The organism is Bacillus sp. FJAT-44742, assembly GCF_002797315.1.
Lineage (GTDB): Bacteria > Bacillota > Bacilli > Bacillales > Marinococcaceae > Thalassorhabdus > Thalassorhabdus alkalitolerans.
Map to the genome: position 1 here is coordinate 1461749 of NZ_KZ454936.1, position 24654 is coordinate 1486402.

Consider the following 24654-nt stretch of genomic DNA (forward strand, 5'->3'; position numbering starts at 1 on the left):
ACTCTGTTTGAACTCCTCCCTCCTACACTCAAGGTGTCTGCGACAACAGTTAGAAGTTCAATGTAAGAGTGTCCTTCGTTAAATCTTTCTCATTTTCAAGGTGGTCACTAAATGCTCACTCCCTTTATGAAGAATTAAATCAGCACGGTTTCTAGTTGGGAGTATGTTTTCTTTAAGGTTTGGCTTATTTATAGAATTCCATATCCCCTCTGCCGTTCTGACAGCTTCATCCTCGCTTAAATCAGCGTACATATGGAAATAGGAATTTGGATTTTGAAAGGAAGTTTCCCGCAAGAGCTTAAAGCGCTCTACGTACCAAGAAAAGATATCTTCCTCTTTTGCATCTATATAAATGGAGAAATCAAAGAAATCGGAAACATGAACTTTTCCCGGGTCTTCTTTCGTTGGAGGCTGTAGAACGTTGATTCCTTCAATAATCACAATATCCGGCTGTTTAATTTTTTGTTTTTGAAATGGCACGATATCATAAGTGACATGGGAGTACATAGGAGCATCGATGCCGTTTATGCCTGATTTAATGGTAGAAAGAAAGTGAAGAAGCTCACTAACATTATAACTTTCAGGAAAGCCTTTTTTGTTCATTAATCCTTTTTCTTTTAACGTAGCATTTGAATACAAAAAACCATCTGTCGTTACTAAATCGACAGTTGGGTGATTTGGCCAAAGGGAAAGCAGTGCTTTTAAAACCCTGGCTATCGTGCTTTTTCCAACTGCAACACTTCCTGCGATTCCGATAATAAAGGGAACTTTCTTTACTTCAGAATGTAAGAATGAGTTCGTGGCTTTATGAAGATCTTGAGAAGCTGTGGCATGAAGGCTCAGCAGCCTGGAAAGGGGTAAATAGATATCTATCACTTCCTGTGGCGTCATCACCTCATTAAGACCTTGCATATTTTCAATTTCACTTTCCGATAGCGGTAACGTTGCATTATTTTTAAGCTGAGACCATTCTTGCCTGGTAAAAGTTGTGTATGGTGTAATCATATGAGGATTCTTTAACATTTTGCACCTCTTTGCTTCATGGGTATCGTTTCTTTTAACTATGTACAATTTTATAACAAACATCATGCAAATGTGAATGGATTTTGACAAACTGTTTGGTTAATTTACCTAATTATCTGTAATTTTACCACTTTTTCACTTTAATATTTAGTTACATTGAAATAAATGGAATTGTAATTCAGCGGATAATTGATAGAAAGGTTGGCACACTACAATTATAAACTGCAATAACAAGGAGGAATATTTGAAATGGATAAAAAAATTTTAGCAGCTGGTGCATCCGCGTTACTTGCCTTTAGCGTACTTACAGCTTGTGGTCCTGCTGAAGAAGAACCAATGGAGCAAGACCCTGGAATGGAAGAGGGAGAAATGGATCAGGAGATGGAGGAACCTGCTGACGACATGGAAGAACCAGAAGATGATGAGCTTGACGATGAGGAGTTAGACGAGCTGGAAGATGAAGATGATGATTTAGACGATGAGATGGAAGATATGGAAGATGAAGAAGAAGATGAGGACGAAGAAGACGAAGAAGAATAATTTACATGAGGACAAGGAACATATTTCCCTTGTCCTTTACCCATGACTATAAAAAGAGTGCATTTCTCTAAGAAAAGAAAACTTCTCATAAAAAAGCCCTCTATAGGAGAGGATACTTTACGAACCATTGATTTTATTTTTAAAAGGAGGAACCAACTATGGATGAATTCTCTGAAAAGCAAGTGGAAGCTGTTTCTAAAGCTGTGGCTGACGAGGAAGTTGCAAAAGAAATAGCATCCTTTCAAAGTCAGTTAGGAAATATTCAACAGCAAGTCCAACAGCAGCAGCCAGGGCAGCAGCAGCCAGGGCAGCAACAGCAGCCAGGGCAACAGGGTCAACAAGCTGCCATGCAGGGTCAACAAGCGGCACAGCAAACAGAACAACAGTATAACCAGCTGTTAAACCAGATTCAACAGTTTAATCAGCAAGCAAATCAACAGCAGCAACAGGCTGACCAACAGCTTCAGCAGTCACTGCAGCAAGCGATTCAAAGCTTAAATCAGGGAATGCAGTACATTGAGTCTAACCGTGCATTAAGCCAAATGACTCAAGCTATCAATCAGGCACAGCAGCAGTTAAGCCAAATGGCTTCTCAGCAGTCTCAGCAGCAGCAATCTCCTCAGCAGCAGTCAGGCCAGCAGGGTCAACAATATTCATAATGAAAAAGGGCGCCCGATAAGGGAGCCCTTATTTCTTTTTCTTTGATTTTTGTTCTTCAAGCCTGCTTTCGAATAATCTGTACTCTTCCTCTGAAAGCTCGGCGCTTCTTTCGGTAATCACAGCTTCTAATAAGTTTTTATTTTTATAATACTGTTCTTTTTCAGCGTTATAATAGAATTTAACTGCGTCTTCTTCTTTAAAAAATTCCTTGCCGATTTTCAAAAGAAATGTGACGGGAAAGCCATTTACGTTCAGAGGCTCTTTCGTTCTTACGTTTTGTTCGCTTTTATCTGTAGAGACAAATTCCTCATAAAAAGCTTTCTTTAATGCTTTTTGCCTCGCTCGCTTTTTTTTCGAGCGTATACTGGATTTTTTTAGCAGCTGTTCTGAATATTCTTGAAAGGTGACCCCTTTTTTTTCAAGGACTTTTTCAACTTCAGGATAGCGCTGAACTAATTCTTGCTCCATTGATGAAAACTCCAATCTCTATTGTTAATTATGTATACATCTTGCAGCACAAAAAATCACATACAAAGGATATAGTAACACATTCATTCTTTTTTTGCAGTGTTTGGGAAATGGAAATAAAGGTGAGCGTGACGTTTACACCCAGGATTAAAAGCTGAATAACAGGATGGGCATCGAGAGCCGCTCTCTAAATACTCATTTGTGCTCATCTCTCTCCCGCAAGCACCGCACATCACTGACTGATGGTCAAACTTTGCTTTTGGCCATCTTTTAAATTGATGATCTTCGTGTTCATGATGACATAGAAAGCAGGAAAAATAGCGAAGGCATTTAAAGCATTTTAAGGCAATGATATCTATTTCTGAACAGTAGTGGGAGCACCTTGTTTCGTGATCAATTCCAGTACCCGTCACATATTTTCCATGGATAAGGCGGTTCACAATCATTCCTCCTTGTGCCCGGACACTTTTTTAAGTGGGGGATTCTTACTTCATATAATTGTGAAAGTTAAGTGAAACAAGTTTATATATTGAGACACCGGGAATAGTTGCTTGTACTTATGAGGCAGAGAAGCCTGATAAGAATGGTGAACAGAAAGGAGCGAAATATAGACAAAAAATTCACGGAAGTGTAATAAGTCTCTGCCTATTTTACACTATTTTTATGTTACCCTGTTAACACATGCTCAGGAGAGTAGCTCTTTGATTTTAATTATAGCAAAGGTTGAAGGTATTAAGGGTAAAATCCTTGCTGCAATATACTTGTGTAATAAAGCCTGTTATATCAAAAGACCTATTAAATAAATAGGGAATTGTGACAAAAAGAAGAATTTCCTGCGGGAAGCTCGACACTATGCATCTTCTTGTGCTATAGTGAATAATATAAGATTATTCTGAATTTTCTACATCTTATCAAGGACTGAATCCTGAGTACAATGTAGAGTATCTAATCTAAGGAGGGATATTTCATGCAAGTGAAAGAGAGCATGGAAACGTTAGTTAAACGCAAGGCGCGAGAGCTCTGCAGCTCAATGCAATTAAGAGGTTGGGCGAGTACTCAGTTTATTCCTACAAAGCCCTTTGGCCTGACAATGATTAGTACTACAGGCTGCCGAGCATGGTTTGGAAAACGCTGGGGTATGATCTGCGATGATTCTGATACTCACCTTAAGGTCGTATTAGATCTTCCGAAAGGGAAAATTGACCATAATTATGCAGCTGAACGCCTTGGTCTTCCTAAGGTAGAGGAACAGCCAGACCAAAGCGGTGTAAGCATGATTGATAATCGTGATCGAGATACCGTTGTTTTGTATCTATATGGTCGTGAATTAGAGAATGTTGAGTTTAAGCATTCTGAAATTCTTGATTTTATTAGTGATGTACGCAGATGGTCCTGCTTATAATCATGGACTGTAGTAAAAGCCAAAGAGCGTAACCCTTAGGGGTGCGCTTTATTTTTTTGCTTTTTTTTCACTTTATACAGAACTAGGAAAGATTGTTTGTGCAAAAAGTTTTGCTGTTAAACCGTTTAGGGAATAAACCATTGGGTTTGAAAGGGAGGCAGAACAATATGAAGGGAAAAATAATGAAAAGATTAACCAGCCAATACGAAGAAAAACGTATTTTTGCTGCAAAACGGCTAAAATCACTACTCTCTCAGAAAAAGTTACACCATATGAACATTGAACACATTGGCTTCCTCAGTCAGCTTTAAGGTAATCGCTAATGAAATCGCAAAGGCTCTTGATGTACATAAAAGCTCAATTACGCCTACAGCAGACCGATAAATTTCCAATAGGTGGGTAATAAGAAAAGAATATCCATATAAAAAGATGATATATTTTTCTATATCTTACCAGGATAGGTGAAAGATTATATACATGTTCAGACAACGTAATAGATTTTCGGTGACCTAGCAAATGGTCTAGGAGAACTTGGTGAAGGGACTGTAGAAGCTGGCGATGGTATGGCAGAAGCTGAAGCTATAGTAACAGAAATTGAAGAGCAGGAGAGGAATCCGTTGGAAGGGTTTTCGTTGCAAATGAAATACTAGAAGATGAGGAACTTGAAGAAGCGTGGGATTCCTTTAGCACACCAAACCGTCAAGCTGCTATATTTAATGTTGTTTTTGAAATGAATCCTTATAGCAATGAAGCGATGGACCTGGTAGATGTGATAAACGAGAGAGTAGGGATTGCCCTTGAAGGGACAGAACTGGGTGGGAACGAATATTCCATTGGCGGTTTGACAAGTATGAACCGGGACTTAGGTGACGTGTCAGATGAGGATTTTGTCAGAACAGCAGTGATTATGCTTTCAGGGATTTTTCTTGTTCTTGTGTTTCTGCTTCGCTCTTTGGTGATGCCGCTATATATTTTGGCCTCTTTAATTTTAACGTATCTTGTATCCGTGTGTTTAACTGAATTTATATTTGTGACTATTCTTGGGTATTTAGGAATTAGCTGGGCAGTGCCATTTTTTGGTTTTGTTATGCTTATGGCGCTAGGTGTTGATTATTCTATTTTTTTAATGGCTCGATTTGCAGAAAATGTAGAGAAATTGCCTGTAAAAGAAGCCATGATCCATGCTATGGGGCAAATTGGCACTGTCATTTTGTCTGCTGCAGTTATTCTTGCGGGTACATTTGGGGCCATGATGCTTTCTGGAGTATTGTCACTTATGCAAATAGGAACCCTCGTTTTGACTGGGTTGCTTATGTATGCTGTTATTATGCTGCCGTTGTTCGTCCCTGTTTTGGCAAATGTGTTTGGAAACCATAACTGGTGGCCATTTAAAAATCGCGGTGGAAGGCAGAAGCAAGAAAAGGTTTAGTGAAATTTGACCGGGGGAAAAGTTGTTACGACTCTTTACAAAAGTAAGTTATGGAAGGGGAGATTCCAGTGGCTAAGATTTTAATGGTTACCACTAGCAGCTACGAATTAAATGAGTATCAGAAAACAGGATTATGGGTCTCTGAATTTACAGAGCCTTATTTAGAATTTAAGAATGCAGGTCATGAGGTGACCGTCGCGAGTGCAGAGGGAGGGAACGTGCCTCTTGATCCCAACAGTCTGGAAGAGGATGCCCCTGAAGAATGGCGGGAAGTTATGAAGTTGTTAAGTGACACACCGTCTGTAAGTGAATTTAATGCTAAAGATTTTGACGGGGTCTTTCTTCCTGGAGGACACGGGACAATGCTGGATCTTCCAGATAATGAATCTCTGCAGTCACTGCTTAAGGAAACGGCTGAAGAAGATAAAGCGATCGGTGCTGTGTGCCACGGACCTGCTGGATTAGTCGGAGTAACATTATCAGATGGTACTCCTCTAGTGAATGGCAAACGTGTCACATCTTTTAAAAACGATGAAGAAAAAGAAATGAAAGTTTATGAAAAGGTACCATTTCTACTTGAAAGCCGGCTTGAAGAGCTAGGGGCTACTTTCACGTCAGGGGAAAACTTCACTGATCATGTGGAAGTGGATGGAAAGCTTGTCACAGGGCAGAACCCCCAATCAAGCATACAAACTGCAAAAGAATTTTTAAACGTGCTGTCGTAAGATAGAGGGGGGAGGGGATGTTTCCCTCCCCCTTTGTGGTGCGGTGCTTTAGTGCGGTGCCTGGCACCTTGTAGGTGATGTTAGTAGAATAGGCAGTATGTAAAGATTTAATATGACACATGTTACAGATATGTAAGGGTGCCAGGCACCGCAGCACCACAGTAATAATATTGTGAGTTTGTGATAAAAATATAAAGGAGCTTGTTCTAATTCGTTAGAAAAAGTGTAGGCATGCAGTATAGATGATGTTACAATATCTTAAAGTAATCAGACAAAGAGGAAAGACGGGGTGTAGCATGAAATCATATCAGCGCAAATTCTTTTACTTAGGAAGTCATCATGGTATTTTGGAACCGATGACAATGGACAGGGTTCGTGAAGCAGGTTTTGATTTACAGGTTGAGAAAGATGATTTTCCTTACTTTATAAGTTTTTGCAGAGAATGGCATTCATTTTTTGAAGAAAAGGCCAGGGAAGTCAATCCACTGTACCGTCCGTATATTAAAGAAGCAGCCTTGTTTTTTGACGAACAGGTAGAACAAATCACGCTTTGTACTGCTCCTCACTATGATTCAACCTCTTATCAAGTACCATTTACAGATTTAGTGTATTCTTTAATGCTTGCCTACGATGCGTTTGACCATGTTTTGGAAGCGTATAACCATATGCCGGCCCATTTTGAGACAGGGCTTAAATATTACCGCACTTTTGCATTTTTATCCGATCCTGTGAAAGCTCAATTTATCCTAAACCACTTACCTGATTTAAGGTTAAGTGTTGAATAATATAATACAGGGAAAAGCCCTCGATTAAAGCAGGGTTTTTCTTTTTTTATGTGCTTTTTTTACTAAAAATGGGTAAGGTAACAAGAAGATGGATCTTTTCTACGTGTCATCCTTTACATCCAGCTATTGCTTTGGTAAATTTACGAAGGTCTTATTTTTTAGAAGTTGATAAAAAGGAAAATATAAGAAAAGAGTGGTGAATTAAAATGCTGAATGTATTATGGGGGCTTATGGGGATTGTATTTGTTCTCTTCCTGGCTTTTCTCGTTTCAGCAAGAAAACGTGCAATTCGTCCGAGGACAATACTTGGCGGCCTGGCTATTCAAATAGGATTTGCATTTATCGTTTTGCAATGGCAGACAGGGCGGGAGTTCCTAGAATGGTTAACGGTTGTTGTTTCAAGTATAGTGGATTATACGAACGAAGGTATTGATTTTCTATTTGGAGGATTGTTTGAGGTGGAAGGGGTAGGTCATGTATTTGCCTTTCAAGTTCTGCCGATTATCATCTTTTTTTCCTCTTTAATCGCAGTTTTGTATTACATAGGCGTCATGCAGTGGTTCATTAAGCTGTTAGGAGGAGCCCTTTCTTTCTTATTGGGAACCAGTAAGGCAGAATCAATGTCCGCTGCAGCCAACATCTTTGTGGGGCAGACAGAAGCACCTCTTGTCGTTCGTCCATATTTGCCGCGAATGACTAAATCTGAACTCTTTACCGTCATGACCGGAGGACTGGCTTCTGTTGCCGGCTCTGTTTTATTTGGTTATTACGCTTTGGGTGTCAGGCTTGACTACCTCCTGGCGGCAAGCTTTATGGCAGCACCCGCAGGCTTAATTATGGCAAAAATGATTATGCCTGAAACAGAAGTCTCTGAAACCACCGATGAGATAAAAATTGAAAAAGATAAAGAGTCACAAAACGTTATCGATGCGGCTGCCCGAGGAGCATCTACGGGCCTTCAGCTTGCATTAAATGTAGGGGCAATGCTTCTTGCCTTTATTGCATTGATTGCTCTGGCTAATGGAATCCTTGGATTTATCGGAGGCTTGTTCGGGGCGGAGAACCTGACTCTTGAAATGATACTCGGATTTATATTTGCGCCGGTTGCGTTTATGATAGGTGTACCTTGGGGGGAAGCCTTGCAGGCAGGAAGCTTTATTGGTCAAAAGCTTGTTCTGAATGAATTTGTCGCTTATGCTAATTTTGCTCCAGAGATTGAGAACTTTTCTGAAAAAGCAGAAGCAATCATCACTTTTGCTCTTTGTGGGTTCGCTAATATTGCCTCACTGGCTATACTGTTGGGCGGAATAGGCGGATTAGCTCCTAACAGGCGCAGTGAAATTGCCCAGCTTGGAGTGCGGGCGATTATTGCTGGGACTCTGGCATCATTATTAAGCGCTTCAATTGCAGGGATGTTTATTTAAGAAGCTCTCAATTAGAGAGCTTTTTTCAAACCTTATTATAAAATTTCACGTACCGTATTATTTTTATAAAAATAATAATCAATTAAAAGAAATTATAATGCTGAATTCAGGTTTTGAAAATCATAATAGCAAAAACATGTTAGAAATATTTTGCCGGATAGATTGGTATTAAGTAAGATAGTAGTAATTAAGCACTTGATTTTAAAAGCTGATGGAGGTTACCATATGAGCTTAAAAAAAATTATTGAAAATACACCTTCCCCAAGAACAGTGTCAAGCCTAACAGACGACCTCAAGCAACTAGGTGTGAAAAGGGGAGATATGGTTATAGTCCATTCTGCACTTTCAACCTTAGGGTGGGTATGCGGCGGAGCTCAAGCTGTAATAGAGGCTTTAATTAAGACAGTCGGTGAAGAAGGTACACTTATTATGCCAGCTCAATCGCCAGACTGGTCTGATCCAGAAGAGTGGTGTGAGCCGGAAATCCCGCAAGAATGGTGGTCTATTATTAAAAAGGAAATGCCTGCCTTTGATCCAGCTGTCACCCCAACACAGGAGATGGGGGCCGTTGCGGAATATTTTCGTACTTATCCTGGTGTAATAAGAAGCAGCCACCCTTTAGAATCGTTTTGTGCATGGGGAAAACATAAAGAGTTCGTTACTAAAGAGCAGCCTCTGGATTTTGCCATGGGCGAGAATTCTCCACTTGAAAAAATTTATTCACAAGACGGCAAGGTGCTATTAATAGGTGTTGGTTATAATTCAAATACATCCATGCATTTAAGCGAGCATCGTGTCCCTTTTATACCTATCGTGCAAGATGGCTGTGCCATGGTCATTAATGGGGAAAGAGTTTGGAAAACATACAAAAGCATTGAATATGGCGATGAGTTATTTGATGAAATTGGTGAACATTTTGAAAAAGAATATCCTGCACTTGTTACACAGGGAAAAGTAGGATCGGCTTTTTCCAGGTTGATGCTTCAGCGAGATATTGTTGACTATGCGGAGAGTTGGTTTAAAAATAACAAAGACAAACTACCGTTTATAAGGGATAGTAATGACGAAAGGTAAGTAAGAAATTTTTATACTTGGTTTTGATATCTAAAAAAATAAAAAATATCTGTGAGCCTACCCAATATTTAATCTCCCACATACATTATTGAGAAAGTTTTGGGGGAGGTGAAAAAATGGGATACGGATATTCCAGCAGCTTTGCTTTATTAGTTGTTTTGTTCATCCTGCTTGTGATTATCGGAGCTTCCTATGCAGGAAAAGGTTATGGAGGATACGGAGCAGGAGGCTACTGGGGATGGTAGAAGCAGAAGCTTTATCTGGCCTGAAAATTGCCAGGTGAAGCTTCTTTTCTTTTGGGAATTGTTGATTCCTGCTTTATAAGAGAGTAATATGGCGGTAGGATACATACGAGGAGGATTTTAAATGATACATCATTCTTGGCATGAAGCAAAGACAATCAAAGAGCTAAAGTGCATTCATGCAGATGCAAAAAAATATAAAGTAAACAATGTGTTGACTCCAGGTAAAGTTTACTCATTAAAAAATGAAACTGAGGAATTTTATTTTGTTATTGATAACACAGGTAAAATCGGTGGTTTCAAAAAAGAATATTTTAAAGAATTATAATCCTGTCATTCTTTTTGGAAGGCTGTTGAGAATTTCTCAACAGTCTTTTTTAGAGGATTGGGACCTCTGCGTATATAACTACGCAAAAATTATTCACTATAGTGGACAAAAGGGCAAGAATGAGGCAATATAAAGTTATGAAATTATATCATATCAATTTATTTAGGAAAGAAGGGGAAAAATGAAGAGGATGGTAAGAACGTCATTTGCAATGTTGTTAACGTTTCTTTTCTTTGCCTTCCTGCCGGATAAAGGGCAAGCACAAGCAGTCCTTGAAGAAGGTAGTGAGGGATATGAAGTCACTGTGTTTCAGGAGGACTTACACAAGCTTGGTTATTTGCCAGTGGCAGCGACTGGTTATTTTGGACCTTTAACGACAGAGGCAGTTCGTAATTTCCAATATGACTTTAATCTAACCGTTGATGGCATTGCCGGTCCAGGAACCAAGCATAGAATACAGGAAGTACATAAAATGGCTAGAATTGTTTATGGTGAAGCAAGAGGGGAGTCATTTGAAGGACAGGTAGCGGTAGCAGCAGTAATGAAAAATCGTCTTTATTCCACTCAATTTCCTTCTAGTGTAAGTGGAGTGATCTTTCAAAGAAATGCTTTTACTGCTGTACAGGATGGCCAGTATAATTTAACCCCTGATGCCACGGCATACCGTGCAGTTGTCGAAGCATGGAGAGGGTGGGATCCTTCTGCAGGATCACTTTATTATTTTAATCCGGATATTGCTACTTCTGAATGGATAAAAACCAGAACACCAGAGTTTCGTATAGGGAAACATGTATTTGCTTATTAATAGATCCCAGAAAAGAATGCAGGCTGCTTAATGCCTGCATTCTTTTCTATTCTTCTGTCCTCGGAGAAGCCGGGTTGCATTCAGGAGCAGAAATGTTGCTTGATTCTGCCAGCTTCATTAAATAGTAGCATTCTTCTCTTGCCATATGGTCAGCCATCAGCGGTGAAAGGGTTGAAAGCATTTCATCAGTCAGTCCTAATTCTTCAATTTCATTAAGAAATGCTTTAAACAATGTTATTTCAAGCTCTACTTGGTGGTTAAACCTTGATAGAGCGGGAAATTGTGTAACGTTAGCACGAAGATAGCCCGTCATTTCAACGGCTTTAATATAGAATTCTTCAAAGGTTTTCGTGAATGATTGGGACGAGCGTTTCAGTTTTTTTTCTACCATGTCCAGTGATCCTGTTATCCCATCGGCATGTCCGGCAGCATCGAGAAGCCACACTAAATGATGGTGAAGGGCATGTGCAGGTGGAGCTTTTTCCCCTTGGATTAAATAACCGAGTATTCGAATATATTCCTCAACCTCATTGACCATGTGATTTAGGAAGGTAGGCGTTAACTTAATCGTTATTTGGCCTACCAAGTGCTCTTTAATTATAGCAAGCTTAAAAGTTCTTATTTTTTGGGAGGCTTCAAACGCTTCTCTTGAAAGAGTGATAAGCTCATCATCAAGCAGTGCTTCTCTTGATCGTTCAAGCATTGCGTCAAATAGAGAAACAAATTCCCGAGCTTGCTTTACCTTTTCCTCTTCTTCTGGGGACAACGTATCTCTAATAAACCGGGCATGGTCTCCAAGTACCTGAAGCCAGAATTGGTGTTCAAATGTTGTTTCCTCGTACCAATTTTTCACATCGTGCACCTCCTGCTATAATCAAAACCTTTACTACTTTATGAAAAGGGGTGCCGAATAATTAATTCAGTTCCTTAAAAAAATGTTTGAAAACCTATTAAATTTGGTATGTTAATTAAGAAAGCAATTAAAACATGCTGCCAGTCTTATCCGCTAAACACAAAACATGATAAAGACAAGTTTAAATATTTGAGAAGGAGAGATCACTTATGGGCCGTTTAATTGGGAATTTCTTTCGCTCCATTTTGTTGGGGATCGTTTTAAAATACGTTTCAAGGTTCTTTAGAAGACTTCTTGCTCCAAAATAAACGATATCCACCCCTCAAGGCGGGTGGATTCTTTATTGTATGGAAGCTATGATAGAGGGAGGAGCTGAGGCCTTCTATCAAGCAGGACAGCGTCTATGATTCATAATTTGCAGCTTTCACAAAACGTATTTCATCTTCAATCACTCCACAGCAGCCACATTGAATTCGTTTTTCCGGTCCATTGTATGGTAAATGATAAGGCTCAAGGGTTTCAATTAACAGGTATTGATTTGTGTCAGGATTAAATTTAACTGATTTGGCAACCTGTTCAATAACATTGAATCTGCTTTTAGCCTTGCAGGAAGGACATCGGTAGGCTTTCAACATCGATCTCTCCTTTATCCTTTACTGGTTGGTATATTCTTTTTTTCAAAGCGGCACTGGGGACATTGATAAATTACATTCTGGTTAGATTGCGCGGTAAGAACCTCATTTATAGGATTTTCATTTTCGCACTTAGGACATTTTACAATGGGAACCATTTTTTCCTCCTTATCACCGGGATTTGTCATGCTGATTTTCCAGCCATTCAAGAATCTCATCTGTACTCTGAAATATTTTGTCTCCTTGTACATAGTTTTCATCCTGGACAGAAAGAAACTTGTCATCAGATTTAAAGTCCCATCCGATTTCTTTGGCGTCTTGAGTCAGCAGAATAATTTGTTTAATTTCATCAAAAGTCATTTTACCGCCTCCAGAATCCAAGCTTTTTATTTTAGTCTCACCAGCTTGGATGCTTGCTATTCCAGGGATTGAAAGAAAGGGGGGAGTGAGACTGTGCGTGAAAAAGAATTAGATGGAGACTTATACGATGAGAAATACGAAGATCCTTCTCCTGAAGACTTTTTTACAGACGAAGAAGAAAGGAAAAAGGAATACAAGCCCAAAAAGAAAAAAGGCAATAAGCCCTTCATAAAAGGGATCGCTGTCTTGATTGCTGCTATGCTTATTTTTCAAGTAACAGCTTCTTTTTTTCAAACATTTAATTTAGATGCGCTTCAGTTCCTTCGTACGTCTTACCAGCTCTCTCAACAGGAAGAGGTGCAGGAATGGAGACAATCTGTTGTCACTATTCATGGGGAAGGCTTTTTTGAACGTTCTCAAGGAACCGGGTTTCTGATCTCCTCAGACGGTTTGGTTGTCACGAACCATCACGTTGTTGAACATCATCAAACCATAGGAGTAAGTTTAGAAAATGGAGATGTTTTTGAAGGAGAAGTTCTTACCAGTGATCCCAATGTAGATATTGCACTCGTTCAGATAGAAGCAGACGATGATCTCCCTTCGCTTTCCTTGCGTGATACACCAGTACACGAAGAGGAAGATATTATTGTGATTGGCAATCCCTTGGCTTTTACTCAAATTGCTAATGAAGGGGAAATCCTTGCTGCAGAAGCTGATGATAATGTCATGCAAATATCTGCTCCTATATACAGTGGAAATAGTGGAAGCCCGGTAATTGATGAAAACGGCGATGTTGCCGGAGTTGTTTTTGCGAGAAGGCATGTGGATGACCCTGACCGAAATTCTGTTGGTTTGGCTGTTCCAATTGCAGAAGTAAGGGAAAGACTGTCAGAACTTGAGAAGGGCTGAGTTTCCTGTTTACGCTAAATCTGCTAGCCATATATAGTGTCTTTCATGCAGACACTAACCTTTGTGGAAAGCTCTTTGCAGGCTTTTCACAATAAAGACAGGGGGGATCATGATGGGCATACTCGGAGGAAATCCTAAAGACGAGCCAATGCATTATGGTGAAATTTTTAGTATGTGGACGTATGTTGCAGGAATTAAAGGTATGGTGGCCAGGTATGAGACATTTATAAATCATTGTGGGGACAACGATTTAATTGACTTTCTTCAAGACCGCATAAAGCAGGGAAAACAGGAGGAAGAACAACTGGAAAACATGCTGAAGGCAGAAGGAATCGGCCTGCCTCCGACACCGCCAACAACACCTAATGCTAATGTAGAAGATATTCCGGTAGGTGCAAAATTTAACGAGCCCGAAATCTCTGCAAACTTAGCAAAAGATATAACAGCAGGCTTAATGGCATGCAGTCAGATCATGGGGGAGAGCACTCGAGAGGACATTGGCATGATGTTTGGACAGTTTCATACAGCAAAAGCTGCCCTCGGAGGAAGACTTTTAAGAATGAACAAAGAAAAGGGCTGGCTCGTACCACCACCCCTTCATGTGAAAACACCTGAACCTGTCGGCGTATAGTGAAAAAGAGGCTGGGACAAAGCGGTATCTGACAATAAAGGGCTCTCACCCCGATGGTGAGAGCCCTTCTTATTAGCTAAGTTTTGTCCCGGCCTCTTTCTTATTGAACAGGTGGCTCCTTTGGGGATTGATTACTTACAATCCGACTCGCTAATGCAGGATTCTTTCAAGCTGCATCCACTTGCGATGAGAATTGGAAAGTACAATTACTTAACCAGCTTCTCACTTTCAAGATACTCATCATACGTCATTTTTTTATCAATCAAGCCATTTGGCGTAAACTCCATGATGCGGTTAGCAATGGATTGAATAAATTGATGGTCGTGAGATGAGAAAATAACAGAGCCTTTGAAATCAATAAGACCATTGTTTAATGAAGTAATGGATTCAAGATCCAAATGGTTTGTCGGCTCATCCAACAAAAGAACATTTGCTCCGCTTAACATCATTTTAGAAAGCATACAGCGAACTTTTTCCCCTCCGGAAAGGACGCTCGCTTTCTTATGAACCTCGTCACCTGAAAAAAGCATTCTTCCCAAGAATCCACGTAAAAAGCTTTCTGTTTCATCTTCAGGAGAGTATTGACGAAGCCAATCAACAAGATTTAGATCCTTGCCTTCAAAGTATGGAGAATTGTCTTTTGGGAAATAGGATTGAGAGGTAGTAAGACCCCATTTAAATGAGCCACTGTCAGGCTCCATTTCTCCCATTAGAATTTTCATTAAGGTTGTTTTTGCAATTTCTTGATCACCAACTAAAGCAACCTTTTCATTACTATTAAGGGTGAAGCTTACATTATCAAGAACTTTCACACCGTCAACCGTCTTGGTCAAGCCTTCTACCGTTAATAAATCATTGCCTAATTCACGATTAGGCTTAAAGTTTACGTACGGATACTTCCTAGAGGAAGGCTTGATATCTTCAAGGTTAATTTTTTCAAGAGTTTTCTTTCTGGATGTTGCTTGCTTAGATTTAGAGGCATTTGCGCTAAATCGTGCAACGAACTCTTGAAGCTGTTTGATTTGTTCTTCTTTTTTACGGTTTTGGTCCTTAGCCATCTGAAGAGCAAGCTGACTAGACTCATACCAAAAATCATAGTTACCAACATACAGTTCAATCTTCCCGTAGTCCACATCGGCAATATGTGTACAAACCTTGTTAAGGAAGTGGCGGTCATGGGAAACCACAATGACTGTGTTTTCGAAGTTAATCAAGAAATCTTCCAGCCACTGAATAGCCTTAACGTCAAGGTGGTTTGTCGGCTCATCCATAAGAAGAATATCTGGTTTACCAAATAAGGTTTGAGCAAGCAGGACTTTTACCTTTTCTGAACCCGTCAGTTCAGCCATTTTTTTGTAATGATATTCTTCCCCTAATCCAAGTCCTCTTAATAACTGGGCAGCTTCCGTTTCGGCTTCGTAACCGTCCATTTCAGCAAATTCGCCTTCTAGTTCAGCAGCACGAATCCCATCTTCATCTGAGAAATCTTCTTTCATATAAATCGCATTTTTCTCATTCATTACTTCATACAGACGTTCATGCCCCATGATAACAACATTCAATACTTCTTCTTCTTCATAGGCAAAGTGGTCCTGTTTAAGGACAGCCAGCCGGTTTCCTTTTTTTATATGAACTTCACCAGTCTGGGACTCAATTTCACCAGAAAGGATTTTTAAGAACGTTGATTTTCCGGCACCATTGGCACCAATTAACCCATAGCAATTACCAGGGTTAAATTGAACGTTAACTTCTTCAAAGAGTTTCTTATCGCCATATCGCAGTCCTACGTTATTACAAGTAATCACAGTTATAACATCCTCCAATTCTAATCTCCTTGTATAATAACACTTATTTGGTAAAAGTACATAGGAGAAAGAAAGTTCATAGGAAACAAAACAGAGAGAATTTAAAGATTTCAGGAAAAAAGGACATACTACATAAGAAGGAGGCAGGGAAATGAAAACAGTGGTCCAGCAGCTTTTTGATTTTTTATTTGGTAAGCACCCTTATATCCTCCCCTTTGCAATGGGGGCCCTTTTATTTATCTTCTTCTCAATAATAATAGGAATTGCTACTTCTCGATTTCCTTTTTAACATGTGGCCCTTTATTCGTTTAAGGCAATTCCTCCGAATTTTTCTGTGTTGAAAATATTACAACAAGTGTAAGAGGGAGGATGTATCCCACAAAAGATTGGAGAGTGGCTGCAATTTGCGAGAAACCTACGGGTGTGATATCTCCGTATCCTACAGCGGCCATTGTAATAAAACTAAAATAAATCATTTTCCATATATTCAAAACCGCTTCATGTTCAGGCGTTCTCTGATAATGATCTACAATGAATCCAAGGCTTGTCATATCAAAAATTAAATATAATAAGGCAAATAGTATAGTGATGTTTACATAGACAAGAATCACCCATAAAAAAGCACGAACCCGGTTGTTTTTAAGTAAATTCATCTTTATCCTCCTGATAAAAATCCTTCCTTATTCATGTTATGATCACCGAAAATAAACCATGCTCTTTATAAAGCAGATATTAAGTCAAAGAGATTATGGGTATAGGGAAGTACTCTTTTTAAATGAAGGAGGAAAAGTACAATGGCAAAATACGGAAATCTCAAACTAGTTGTTACCATCGTTCGTGAAGAGTACGCAGATGAAGTATTTAACAAGTATAAAGAAAACGGGATTGAAGGATGGACGGTAACGAAGGCACGAGGTGCTAGTAAAGAAAGTCAGGATAAAATATTAGGTATGCCCATCGAACCTCAAAAAGAAATCATTTTCACCGTAGTAGAAGACAAAGACACGGATCATGCCTTAGAACTTGCAGAGAAAGCAGGCAATTTAAGTGATGAAGGAAACGGCTTAAGCTGCGTAGTAGATGTAGAGAAGGCAATTGGGATTTTAGCAAGCAAGCCGATCACTACTTCATAGGAAAAGGTCAAGCATTTGGCCTTTTCCACTACTGCATATGCTTATTCTATTGCAGAAGGAAGATAATTCTATGTAAAATGATTTTAAATATTTGAGCAGAACAACCGAGGTGACAGGATGAAACTATCACAGATACCAAACATAGAAGAGAGGCTTCACAAGCTCGAAATTGTAGTGAATCCTTTCTCTTCAAGAGCGGGGAAGCATGATAAAGAAAAATCCTTCCCCATTCAAAACATAAAAGACCTCATAGAAATTGGTTACACAGCGCTTTCCATCCCAAGGAAGTATGGAGGGCAAGGAATGAGTTTATATGAACTTGTCCGTGCTCAGGAAACTATTGGAAAATCTGATGGATCTACCGCGTTATCCATTGGCTGGCATATGGGAATTACAAAACATTTGGGAGAAAACGACATTTGGGAACAAGATACATACCAAGATTTCGCGAATGATGTTTTACATCACGGGGCTCTTATTAATAATGCTGCCTCCGAGCCAGCAACGGGTAGCCCAACACGAGGGGGAAGACCAGAAACGACAGCTGTGGAAATGAATGAAAAATGGAAAATTAACGGCAGGAAAACCTACACAACCCTTTCCCCGGTTCTTACGCATTTTGTTGTTAGCGCCGGGATAGAAGGAACAGAGAAAATAGCTAATTTCCTGATCAAAAGAGAGAACAAAGGATTAACAATAGAAGAGACATGGGATTCTGTTGGTATGAGAGCTACCGGAAGCCATGACATTGTTCTGAATGATGCCGTGGTAGATAAACATGATCTCGTACAAGTGCTGCAACCTGGCAACAAAAGTGCCCAAGGATGGCTCCTTCATATTCCTGCTTGTTATTTGGGTATTGCCCGTGCTGCACAAGAGCATGCTGTACAATTTGCTGCTTCGTACTCACCAAACAGTATTACCGGTACTATTTCAGAACTGCCTAACATAAAACAAAAGATTGGAGAGATGGAACTGAAAGTAGTTCAGAGCCAGCATTTTTTGTACTCTGTTGCCCGTCAGTGGGATAATAGCGATCAGAGTGAGCGTGAAACCATGAAGGCATTATTAGGGGCGGTAAAGCAATCCGTTGTAAACCAATCACTTGAAGTGGTTGATATAGCTATGCGGATAGAGGGTGCAAGGAGTCTGTCAGAACAAAACCCTCTACAGCGATATTACCGTGATACAAGAGCAGGACTGCACAATCCCCCAATGGATGATATGACGATCATGCACCTTGCCCAGGAATCAATCAATAAATTAATTAAATAATCTTGCCCAACTCCGCGAAAGCGGGGTTATTTATTTTTCCTGAAAGGTGTAATTCCCTTGGGAGAGAGGGAAGACAAGGTTTATGGCATTTCATTCTGTGGTAAAGAATGAGACGGGAAGCGAGGTGGCAAAGTGAAAACCACTTTATTAAAAGAAATGAAGGATGTCATTACAGCTGTACTTCCAGTAACCATTGTCGTCATTCTTTTACAACTTATATTTGTAAGCACAGACTTAATGCAGCTCGTTCAGTTCCTAATTGGTGCCTTTTTTACGATATTCGGACTTGGTTTATTTTTGGCCGGGGCAAAACTGGGACTCATCCCTATTGGGGAGAAAGTGGGCTCATACTTACCGGAAAAGGTTTCTTTTCCCTGGGTTGTAGCAATAGGTTTTCTCTTGGGTTTTGTGGTAACTGTTGCAGAACCTGATGTGCGTATTTTAGCTACACAAATAGATGATGCCGGAGAGCAATTTGTTTCAGAAGGTGTTCTCATCGCTACTATTGCTCTTGGTGTAGGCTTTTTTGTGGCTTTAGCTTTTCTTAGAAAGATATTGCAAATTCCCTTGATTTATATGCTTATACCTTCATATGGCGTTGTTTTCATTTTTGCATTACTTGTACCGGAAGAGTTTATTTCTATTGCTTTTGATTCCGGGGGAGTGACCACCGGGCCTATTACCGTTCCATTTATCCTCGCTTTAAGTATCGGGGTTGCTGCTGTGGTAAAAGGAGATAAAAATGAATCTTCATCAGATAGTTTTGGACTGGTAGCCATGGCTTCTATAGGACCGATTCTCTCTGTATTGATTCTGGGAGTGCTGTTTTATGATTAATTTAGTAATTTTTGATGGCTTGCTGGATGAAGTGTTCGAGGTTATTACTGCATTAGCTCCATTACTGGCTGTACTAGCCCTTTTTCAAATTTTTGCACTAAAGCTGGAATGGAAAGAAATTTATCAGGCTTTAATGGGAATTTTGATGGCTGTTTTGGGTTTTTCACTATTTTTGCAAGGAGTCTATATTGGTTTTTTACCAACTGGAGAAGAGGTTGGTGCAGCTGTAGGTGGAGCAGATTATAACTGGCTGCTTATCCCTATAGGGTTTTTGCTGGGTTTTGTGGCTACCTCAGCAGAACCAGCAGTGCGTGTATTAACCTATGAAGTTGAAGAAGAATCAAGCGGCTCTATCCGAGGAAAAGTGTTATTGTTTACCCTGGCTGCAGGAGTTGGTGTATTTGTCGCCCTTGCGATGGCTCGGATTCTTATTGGTTTTCCACTCTGGTGGGTGCTCTTGCCAGGATATTTACTTGCCTTTTTGCTCGCTTTTTTTGCAGATAAGAAATTTGTTTCCATTGCCTTTGATTCTGGAGGGGTAGCCACTGGTCCAATGACTGTAACCTTTATTTTAGCTATGGCCGTCAGCGTTGCAAGTACGCTGGAAGGAAGAGACCCTATCATGGAAGGATTTGGGCTTGTTGCGTTAGTTGCTCTGGCGCCAATCTTGTCTGTTTCTATCCTTGGTGTAATAGTGAAGAAGAAGCAAACATCCTAAGGGGGTAAAAAAATGAGTGCCGTCACAAACTTTGAACTTATTGTAACAATCGTACCGAAAGGAAAAGCATCCCGTCTTATAAAAGCAGCTAAAGAAGTGGGAGCAGAAGGCTCTACCATATTTAACGGACGAGGCGCCGGTATTCATGAAAGCAAGAAAATGTTCGGCTTATCAATAGAACCTGAAAAAGAAATCATGCTGACAGTAGTACCTGACAACATTCGTAAAGAAGTTGTAGAAGCTATCAGGAAAGAGGGAGAGCTGGACCAATCAGGAGCCGGTATCGGATTTGTCGTAAATGTTCAGGAACTCTTCGGCGTCAACCATGTAATCGGTCAAAGAGAGAAAAAGAAAGAATAGCAGCAGCCAACCTTAGAAAAGGCTGGTTATTTTATAGAAAAAAGTGTCAATGTTGGTCTATTCTATGATATACATGATAAAAGACGGTCATTGCCTATAAGGGGGAGTACTTATGAAAACGTATAAAAGCAGAGATGAGGTGCCTGTACAGGAAACGTGGGACCTGACAGACATTTATCCGCGTCAGCAGGATTGGGAAAAAGATTATGATAAAGTTGTGAAGATGGCCGAAGAATTAAAGACTTATGAAGGAGCGATTGCCAGCGCCCAGGATTTATATGATTTTCTCCATTTAGATGAGCAGTGTGATTATGTGTTCAGCAAAGTTTATGTATATGCCATGCTCTTAACTGACATTGATACTCGGAATGCCGAATCCCAGGCCTTGTTAGACAGAGCCAGACAATTAAGTGTCAAACTCCAGTCTGCTACATCTTTTTTCATGCCATTCTTGTTGGAACTTGACCGAAAGACTTTAGATTCCTACATCAAGCAAGTAAAAGGGCTGAAATATTTCGAAGAAGACTTATATGACTCTTACCGATTTAAAAAGCATGTCTTGAATAAGGACAAAGAAGAAGTTCTTTCTCAGCTCGGGGAAGCACTGAGTTCTCCAGGGAAGACTTTTGGAATGATTAACAATGCTGATATTAAATTTGGGAAAGTCACAAACAAAGAAGGAGAAAAAGTTGAACTGACAAGAGGGATGTACTCCCAGTTAATCGAAGATGAAGACAGAGAGGTGCGAAAGGAAGCTTACAAAGCTTACTATGAGCCCTATATCCAGCTCCAGAACACGATTGCTTCCACGCTATCTTCAGCTATTAAAAATAATGCCATGACTTCAACGATGCGTAACTACCCTTCTTCTTTGGAAAAAGCGTTATTTAAAGATAAAGTGCCAACAACTGTCTATGATAACTTAATAAAAGCAACGAAAGATAATATTGAACCCTTTCATCAGTATATGAGAGTGAGAAAAAAGATTCTTAATCTTGATGAGCTGAGAGCATATGACCTGAATGCTCCTCTAGTACCTGGCATGAAACAGGATATTACGTTTGAGGAAGCGTATGAAACAATGGTCAACGCCTTAGCGCCGCTGGGCAGTGAATACACTGATTTACTAAAGTATTTTAAAGAACACAGATATATAGATGTAAGAGAAACTCCGGGAAAGAGGTCCGGTGCTTATAATATTGGGTTATATGGAGTTCACCCTTATGTCCTCTTAAATCATCAAGATGATCTGGATAGTCTTTTTACACTAGCTCATGAAATGGGCCATGCTATGCATAGTTACTATTCTTCAAAATACCAGCCTCAAATTACGGCGGGATATACTATTTTTGTAGCTGAAGTGGCATCAACAGTAAATGAAATTCTCCTTATTCATTACTTGTTAAACAACACAAAGGACAGGGAGAAGAAAAAACATTTGTTAAACCACTTTATTGATCAGTTCAGAGGAACCTTTTTCACACAGGTGATGTTTTCTGAATTTGAACAGCTTGTTCATGATAAAGCGGAGAATGGGGAGCCGCTTAATGTGACTGCATTTAACAACGTGTATGAAAAATTATTCAGGCAATATAACGGGGAAGAACTTGTATTTGATGAGGAAGTAAAGCATGGCTGGAGCAGGATTCCTCACTTTTATCGTCCTTTTTACGTCTACAAGTATGCTACAGGGTTTGCTTCAGCTATTTTAATTGCAGATCAGCTTTTAGCTGGAAATGAAGAGATGAAGAAATCTTATCTTACTTTTTTAAAGAGTGGAAGTTCTGAAGATCCTCTTGATTTATTGAAAAAGACAGGAGTCGATCTAACCAGTCCCGAGCCTATCAAGCATGCATTAACCTCATTCAAAGGCTTGATTGATGAGTTCTCAGCGATGACTGATGTGTAAAGAAGTAATATAAAGAAAAGGCCGCTCTACTAAAGGGCGGCCTTTTTTATAGATTAAAGCTATTTCCGGTAATGAAATAAAGTGTCCATGACAGCCTGAACGATTTCAATGGATTGAAATGAAATTAGAGATAGGGCAGTGAGTGAAAAGAAGCCTGTTAATAACTTAAGGATAATCACACTATTCCCTCCTAGAGTAGAAGCTCTAAAGAATAAGAAAATTATATCAGGATACTGCTTGTCCCTGGTGTGTAAAAAGATGTGTTTTTCAAATCATACTCGAGCTCCTTCAATAACATGACAAAGGAATTTAAATGTGAACAACGAAGTAGTAAGGAAATTCCAAAATGCCAATGACAAGGGGAAACAGCGAAAAGCTCATTCTCAAACATGGGGTGATCAGAATGGAAGCTGAACAGGTAACAAAGAAAGTGTGGGACCGTTTTGTCAAAGAGGGGGCTCTAGATGAATCGCGAATAAATAAACGCATTTTAGAGTCCTGGTATATGTGCAAAAAATCCGGGGTGAACCCTTTTAACGGCAGGGGAACCAAAGTGCTCGCCGACAAAGAGCTGGAGCTGCGAAAGAGAGAAAACTCTCTCCTTCTTGAGATTGCTTCTCCATTTATTGAAAATCTCCAAAAGATGTTCAGAAAAACAAACTCCAATCTCTTGTTAATTGATAAGGACGGTTATGTGTTAAAAGTAGCCGGAAATAAACAATCTAAACAAAAAGCCTCAGAAATTAATTTTATCGAAGGTGTACAATGGACAGAAAATTTGGTGGGCACAAACGCAATAGGTACAACATTAAGAACAGATGAACCGATCACAATAATCGGCGCTGAACATTTCTCAATTGCCTCCCAAAATTGGGCATGCTCGGCAGCACCGATACATGATGAAGAAGGTAAATTAATCGGAGTCCTCGATGTTTCCAGCCCGCTGACATCCTGCCAGCATGAACATATGCTTGGAGGTGTGGTGGCAACAGCTTATGCTATTGAACATCAATGGCAAAAAAAGATGAAAGAAGAGGAGATAGAGCTATTACATTACGCTCTTGATTGTAAGGATGAGAGCAAGCCATATATCCTTTTTAACCGCCGTAATAAAATAATCTATACATCACCTTTTTTGAGAGACAAAATTTCCATTCACTCTTTGACGATCTCCTCATTACAAGAAGAAGGATACACCCTCTCAAGGAAAGATCCCATTGTAGCATCAACCAATACTTATGAAATTGGGTATTATGCTGAAGTCTCCAAAATCCATAAGAAAAAACCCTTGAACCAACGAAAGAGTGAACGCTCCTCTTTTCGATTTGAGGGGATTCAAGGAGAGAGCCAGGTGTTTAAGGATGTGCTGGATCAAATAAAAAAAGCAGCCCCCACTGACATTCCAGTTCATATTTATGGAGAAACAGGAACCGGGAAAGAGCTTGCAGCAAGAACCCTTCATGAAAACAGTGAAAGATCTGATGGACCTTTTGTCCCTATTAACTGCGGTGCATTACCAGAGGATCTCTTAGAAAGTGAATTATTCGGTTACGGGGCTGGTGCTTTTACAGGAGCAAAGCGTAATGGGTATGAGGGGAAGCTGCTTCAAGCCAACAAAGGAACACTATTTTTGGATGAAATAGGAGAAATTCCTCTCAAAATGCAAATTGCACTCTTGAGAGTTCTCCAGGAAAAAAGGGTCACTCCCCTGGCAAGCAAAGAATCCTACCCCATTGATATTCGGCTTATTTCTGCAACGAATGAAAACATTCATGACCTCATAGAAAAAGGGCGGTTTAGAAGTGACTTGTACTATCGTATCTTTGTTTATTCTTTATCTCTACCCTCGCTCCAGGAAAGAAAGGAGGATATTCCTGCTTTCATAAGCTCGTTTTGTAAGGAACATAGCTGGAATGTTCAATGGAACGAAGAACATCTCGAAATTTTCCAGTCACATGATTGGCCAGGGAACATAAGAGAGCTTCACAATACCTTGGAACGGATAAGAATCCATTTTAAGAGTCAGGTCCCCTCTCCTTTAGAGCTTTCTTCCCTCATCAGAGAGGAACGACCATTGCTCCTCCCTCAGAAAAAGAATGAAAAGAAAGAAGAGAAAACATTATCGTTCCGGGAAACAGTAGAGGTAGAAAGGATTAAGACAGCTTTGGCAACAGCCGGCGGAAATGTCTCGAAAGCATCATCGTTGGCAGGAATCCCCCGCAGCACTTTTTATCGGAAGATCAAAAAATACAAATTATAGCCATTTTGACACAGGTGAGATAAAGTGAGACAAAATGAAACAGTGTCTCAAACCGTCTCAGTTCCCC

At 39.9% G+C, this 24654-nt stretch carries 30 protein-coding genes; 22 read left to right on the forward strand and 8 right to left on the reverse strand.

The window, feature by feature from the left end:
* Window positions 1-78: 78 nt before the first annotated feature.
* A complete protein-coding gene (gene coaA / locus CEF17_RS07250) occupies window positions 79-1023 on the reverse strand; it encodes a type I pantothenate kinase (RefSeq protein ID WP_232725447.1) in 945 nt (314 codons plus the stop codon).
* A 249-nt stretch (window positions 1024-1272) separates the two neighbouring features.
* Between coaA and CEF17_RS20355 the strand changes: the two genes are divergently transcribed.
* Both CEF17_RS20355 and CEF17_RS07260 read left to right on the forward strand, forming a co-directional pair.
* Window positions 1273-1563, forward strand: coding sequence for a hypothetical protein (locus CEF17_RS20355; RefSeq protein WP_198508920.1), 291 nt, complete (start codon window positions 1273-1275; stop codon window positions 1561-1563).
* A 158-nt stretch (window positions 1564-1721) separates the two neighbouring features.
* Window positions 1722-2222 (forward strand): hypothetical protein, encoded by a 501-nt coding sequence (locus tag CEF17_RS07260; protein ID WP_100398945.1) that lies wholly within the window; start codon window positions 1722-1724, stop codon window positions 2220-2222.
* A gap of 28 nt (window positions 2223-2250) precedes the next feature.
* Here the strand turns inward: CEF17_RS07260 and CEF17_RS07265 are convergent, their stop codons facing one another.
* The gene (locus tag CEF17_RS07265; RefSeq protein WP_100398946.1) at window positions 2251-2691 is read right to left on the reverse strand and encodes a hypothetical protein; all 441 of its coding nucleotides are present in this window, start codon (window positions 2689-2691) and stop codon (window positions 2251-2253) included.
* Between the two features lie 83 nt (window positions 2692-2774).
* Window positions 2775-3131: a CHY zinc finger protein gene (locus CEF17_RS07270; protein WP_232725448.1), complete on the reverse strand. Its 357-nt coding sequence runs from the start codon at window positions 3129-3131 to the stop codon at window positions 2775-2777.
* A gap of 527 nt (window positions 3132-3658) precedes the next feature.
* Here CEF17_RS07270 and CEF17_RS07275 point away from each other — a divergent pair.
* The 10 genes from CEF17_RS07275 (at window position 3659) to CEF17_RS07315 (ending at window position 10905) form a co-directional block, all read left to right on the forward strand.
* Complete coding sequence (locus CEF17_RS07275) at window positions 3659-4093, forward strand: hypothetical protein (RefSeq protein WP_100398948.1); 435 nt, start codon at window positions 3659-3661, stop codon at window positions 4091-4093.
* A 167-nt stretch (window positions 4094-4260) separates the two neighbouring features.
* Window positions 4261-4404, forward strand: a complete 144-nt coding sequence (locus CEF17_RS19945; RefSeq protein ID WP_157842975.1) for a hypothetical protein — start codon at window positions 4261-4263, stop codon at window positions 4402-4404.
* Between the two features lie 332 nt (window positions 4405-4736).
* Complete coding sequence (locus CEF17_RS07280) at window positions 4737-5522, forward strand: MMPL family transporter (protein ID WP_100398949.1); 786 nt, start codon at window positions 4737-4739, stop codon at window positions 5520-5522.
* 68 nt (window positions 5523-5590) lie between these two features.
* Window positions 5591-6247, forward strand: a complete 657-nt coding sequence (locus CEF17_RS07285) for a type 1 glutamine amidotransferase domain-containing protein (RefSeq protein ID WP_332835287.1) — start codon at window positions 5591-5593, stop codon at window positions 6245-6247.
* 296 nt (window positions 6248-6543) lie between these two features.
* Window positions 6544-7032 (forward strand): hypothetical protein, encoded by a 489-nt coding sequence (locus CEF17_RS07290; RefSeq protein ID WP_054636024.1) that lies wholly within the window; start codon window positions 6544-6546, stop codon window positions 7030-7032.
* A 209-nt stretch (window positions 7033-7241) separates the two neighbouring features.
* Window positions 7242-8456, forward strand: a complete 1215-nt coding sequence (locus CEF17_RS07295; RefSeq protein WP_100400834.1) for a NupC/NupG family nucleoside CNT transporter — start codon at window positions 7242-7244, stop codon at window positions 8454-8456.
* Window positions 8457-8681: 225 nt separating this feature from the next.
* Entirely contained in the window at window positions 8682-9530 is an 849-nt protein-coding gene (locus tag CEF17_RS07300; RefSeq protein ID WP_100398950.1) for an AAC(3) family N-acetyltransferase, read from the forward strand.
* Window positions 9531-9646: 116 nt separating this feature from the next.
* Complete coding sequence (locus tag CEF17_RS07305; protein WP_100398951.1) at window positions 9647-9775, forward strand: YjcZ family sporulation protein; 129 nt, start codon at window positions 9647-9649, stop codon at window positions 9773-9775.
* Between the two features lie 121 nt (window positions 9776-9896).
* Entirely contained in the window at window positions 9897-10100 is a 204-nt protein-coding gene (locus CEF17_RS07310; RefSeq protein ID WP_100398952.1) for a DUF6501 family protein, read from the forward strand.
* Between the two features lie 181 nt (window positions 10101-10281).
* On the forward strand, window positions 10282-10905 hold the full coding sequence (locus tag CEF17_RS07315; protein WP_100398953.1) for a cell wall hydrolase: 624 nt from the start codon (window positions 10282-10284) through the stop codon (window positions 10903-10905).
* A gap of 46 nt (window positions 10906-10951) precedes the next feature.
* Here the strand turns inward: CEF17_RS07315 and CEF17_RS07320 are convergent, their stop codons facing one another.
* From CEF17_RS07320 to CEF17_RS07330, 3 genes are all read right to left on the reverse strand, one after another.
* The gene (locus CEF17_RS07320; RefSeq protein WP_100398954.1) at window positions 10952-11758 is read right to left on the reverse strand and encodes a DUF2935 domain-containing protein; all 807 of its coding nucleotides are present in this window, start codon (window positions 11756-11758) and stop codon (window positions 10952-10954) included.
* 401 nt (window positions 11759-12159) lie between these two features.
* Window positions 12160-12393, reverse strand: a complete 234-nt coding sequence (locus CEF17_RS07325) for a DNA alkylation repair protein (protein ID WP_100398955.1) — start codon at window positions 12391-12393, stop codon at window positions 12160-12162.
* 168 nt (window positions 12394-12561) lie between these two features.
* Window positions 12562-12750: a hypothetical protein gene (locus CEF17_RS07330; protein ID WP_100398956.1), complete on the reverse strand. Its 189-nt coding sequence runs from the start codon at window positions 12748-12750 to the stop codon at window positions 12562-12564.
* 93 nt (window positions 12751-12843) lie between these two features.
* Between CEF17_RS07330 and CEF17_RS07335 the strand changes: the two genes are divergently transcribed.
* Window positions 12844-13659 (forward strand): S1C family serine protease, encoded by an 816-nt coding sequence (locus tag CEF17_RS07335; protein WP_100398957.1) that lies wholly within the window; start codon window positions 12844-12846, stop codon window positions 13657-13659.
* A gap of 112 nt (window positions 13660-13771) precedes the next feature.
* Complete coding sequence (locus CEF17_RS07340; RefSeq protein ID WP_100398958.1) at window positions 13772-14290, forward strand: DUF3231 family protein; 519 nt, start codon at window positions 13772-13774, stop codon at window positions 14288-14290.
* 206 nt (window positions 14291-14496) lie between these two features.
* Here the strand turns inward: CEF17_RS07340 and CEF17_RS07345 are convergent, their stop codons facing one another.
* A complete protein-coding gene (locus CEF17_RS07345) occupies window positions 14497-16095 on the reverse strand; it encodes an ABC-F family ATP-binding cassette domain-containing protein (protein WP_100400835.1) in 1599 nt (532 codons plus the stop codon).
* Window positions 16096-16246: 151 nt separating this feature from the next.
* On the opposite strand from CEF17_RS07345, the gene CEF17_RS19950 reads away from it, so the two are divergent.
* A complete protein-coding gene (locus CEF17_RS19950) occupies window positions 16247-16384 on the forward strand; it encodes a hypothetical protein (protein WP_157842976.1) in 138 nt (45 codons plus the stop codon).
* A 19-nt stretch (window positions 16385-16403) separates the two neighbouring features.
* Here the strand turns inward: CEF17_RS19950 and CEF17_RS07350 are convergent, their stop codons facing one another.
* On the reverse strand, window positions 16404-16748 hold the full coding sequence (locus CEF17_RS07350; RefSeq protein WP_100398959.1) for an ion channel: 345 nt from the start codon (window positions 16746-16748) through the stop codon (window positions 16404-16406).
* Window positions 16749-16889: 141 nt separating this feature from the next.
* Here CEF17_RS07350 and CEF17_RS07355 point away from each other — a divergent pair, with 141 nt between their 5' ends.
* The 7 genes from CEF17_RS07355 to CEF17_RS07385 all read left to right on the forward strand — a co-directional run bounded on the left by CEF17_RS07355 (window position 16890) and on the right by CEF17_RS07385 (window position 24587).
* Window positions 16890-17228, forward strand: a complete 339-nt coding sequence (locus CEF17_RS07355) for a P-II family nitrogen regulator (protein WP_100398960.1) — start codon at window positions 16890-16892, stop codon at window positions 17226-17228.
* A gap of 117 nt (window positions 17229-17345) precedes the next feature.
* Window positions 17346-18503: an acyl-CoA dehydrogenase family protein gene (locus CEF17_RS07360; protein WP_100398961.1), complete on the forward strand. Its 1158-nt coding sequence runs from the start codon at window positions 17346-17348 to the stop codon at window positions 18501-18503.
* Window positions 18504-18635: 132 nt separating this feature from the next.
* Window positions 18636-19340, forward strand: a complete 705-nt coding sequence (locus CEF17_RS07365) for a DUF1538 domain-containing protein (RefSeq protein ID WP_332835288.1) — start codon at window positions 18636-18638, stop codon at window positions 19338-19340.
* Window positions 19333-20058, forward strand: coding sequence for a DUF1538 domain-containing protein (locus tag CEF17_RS07370; RefSeq protein ID WP_100398962.1), 726 nt, complete (start codon window positions 19333-19335; stop codon window positions 20056-20058). The genes CEF17_RS07365 and CEF17_RS07370 overlap by 8 nt, the downstream gene beginning before the upstream one ends.
* 12 nt (window positions 20059-20070) lie before the next feature.
* Entirely contained in the window at window positions 20071-20418 is a 348-nt protein-coding gene (locus CEF17_RS07375; protein WP_100398963.1) for a P-II family nitrogen regulator, read from the forward strand.
* Between the two features lie 112 nt (window positions 20419-20530).
* Entirely contained in the window at window positions 20531-22327 is a 1797-nt protein-coding gene (pepF, locus tag CEF17_RS07380) for an oligoendopeptidase F (RefSeq protein ID WP_100398964.1), read from the forward strand.
* A 346-nt stretch (window positions 22328-22673) separates the two neighbouring features.
* On the forward strand, window positions 22674-24587 hold the full coding sequence (locus CEF17_RS07385) for a sigma-54-dependent Fis family transcriptional regulator (protein WP_100398965.1): 1914 nt from the start codon (window positions 22674-22676) through the stop codon (window positions 24585-24587).
* Window positions 24588-24654 lie beyond the last annotated feature (67 nt).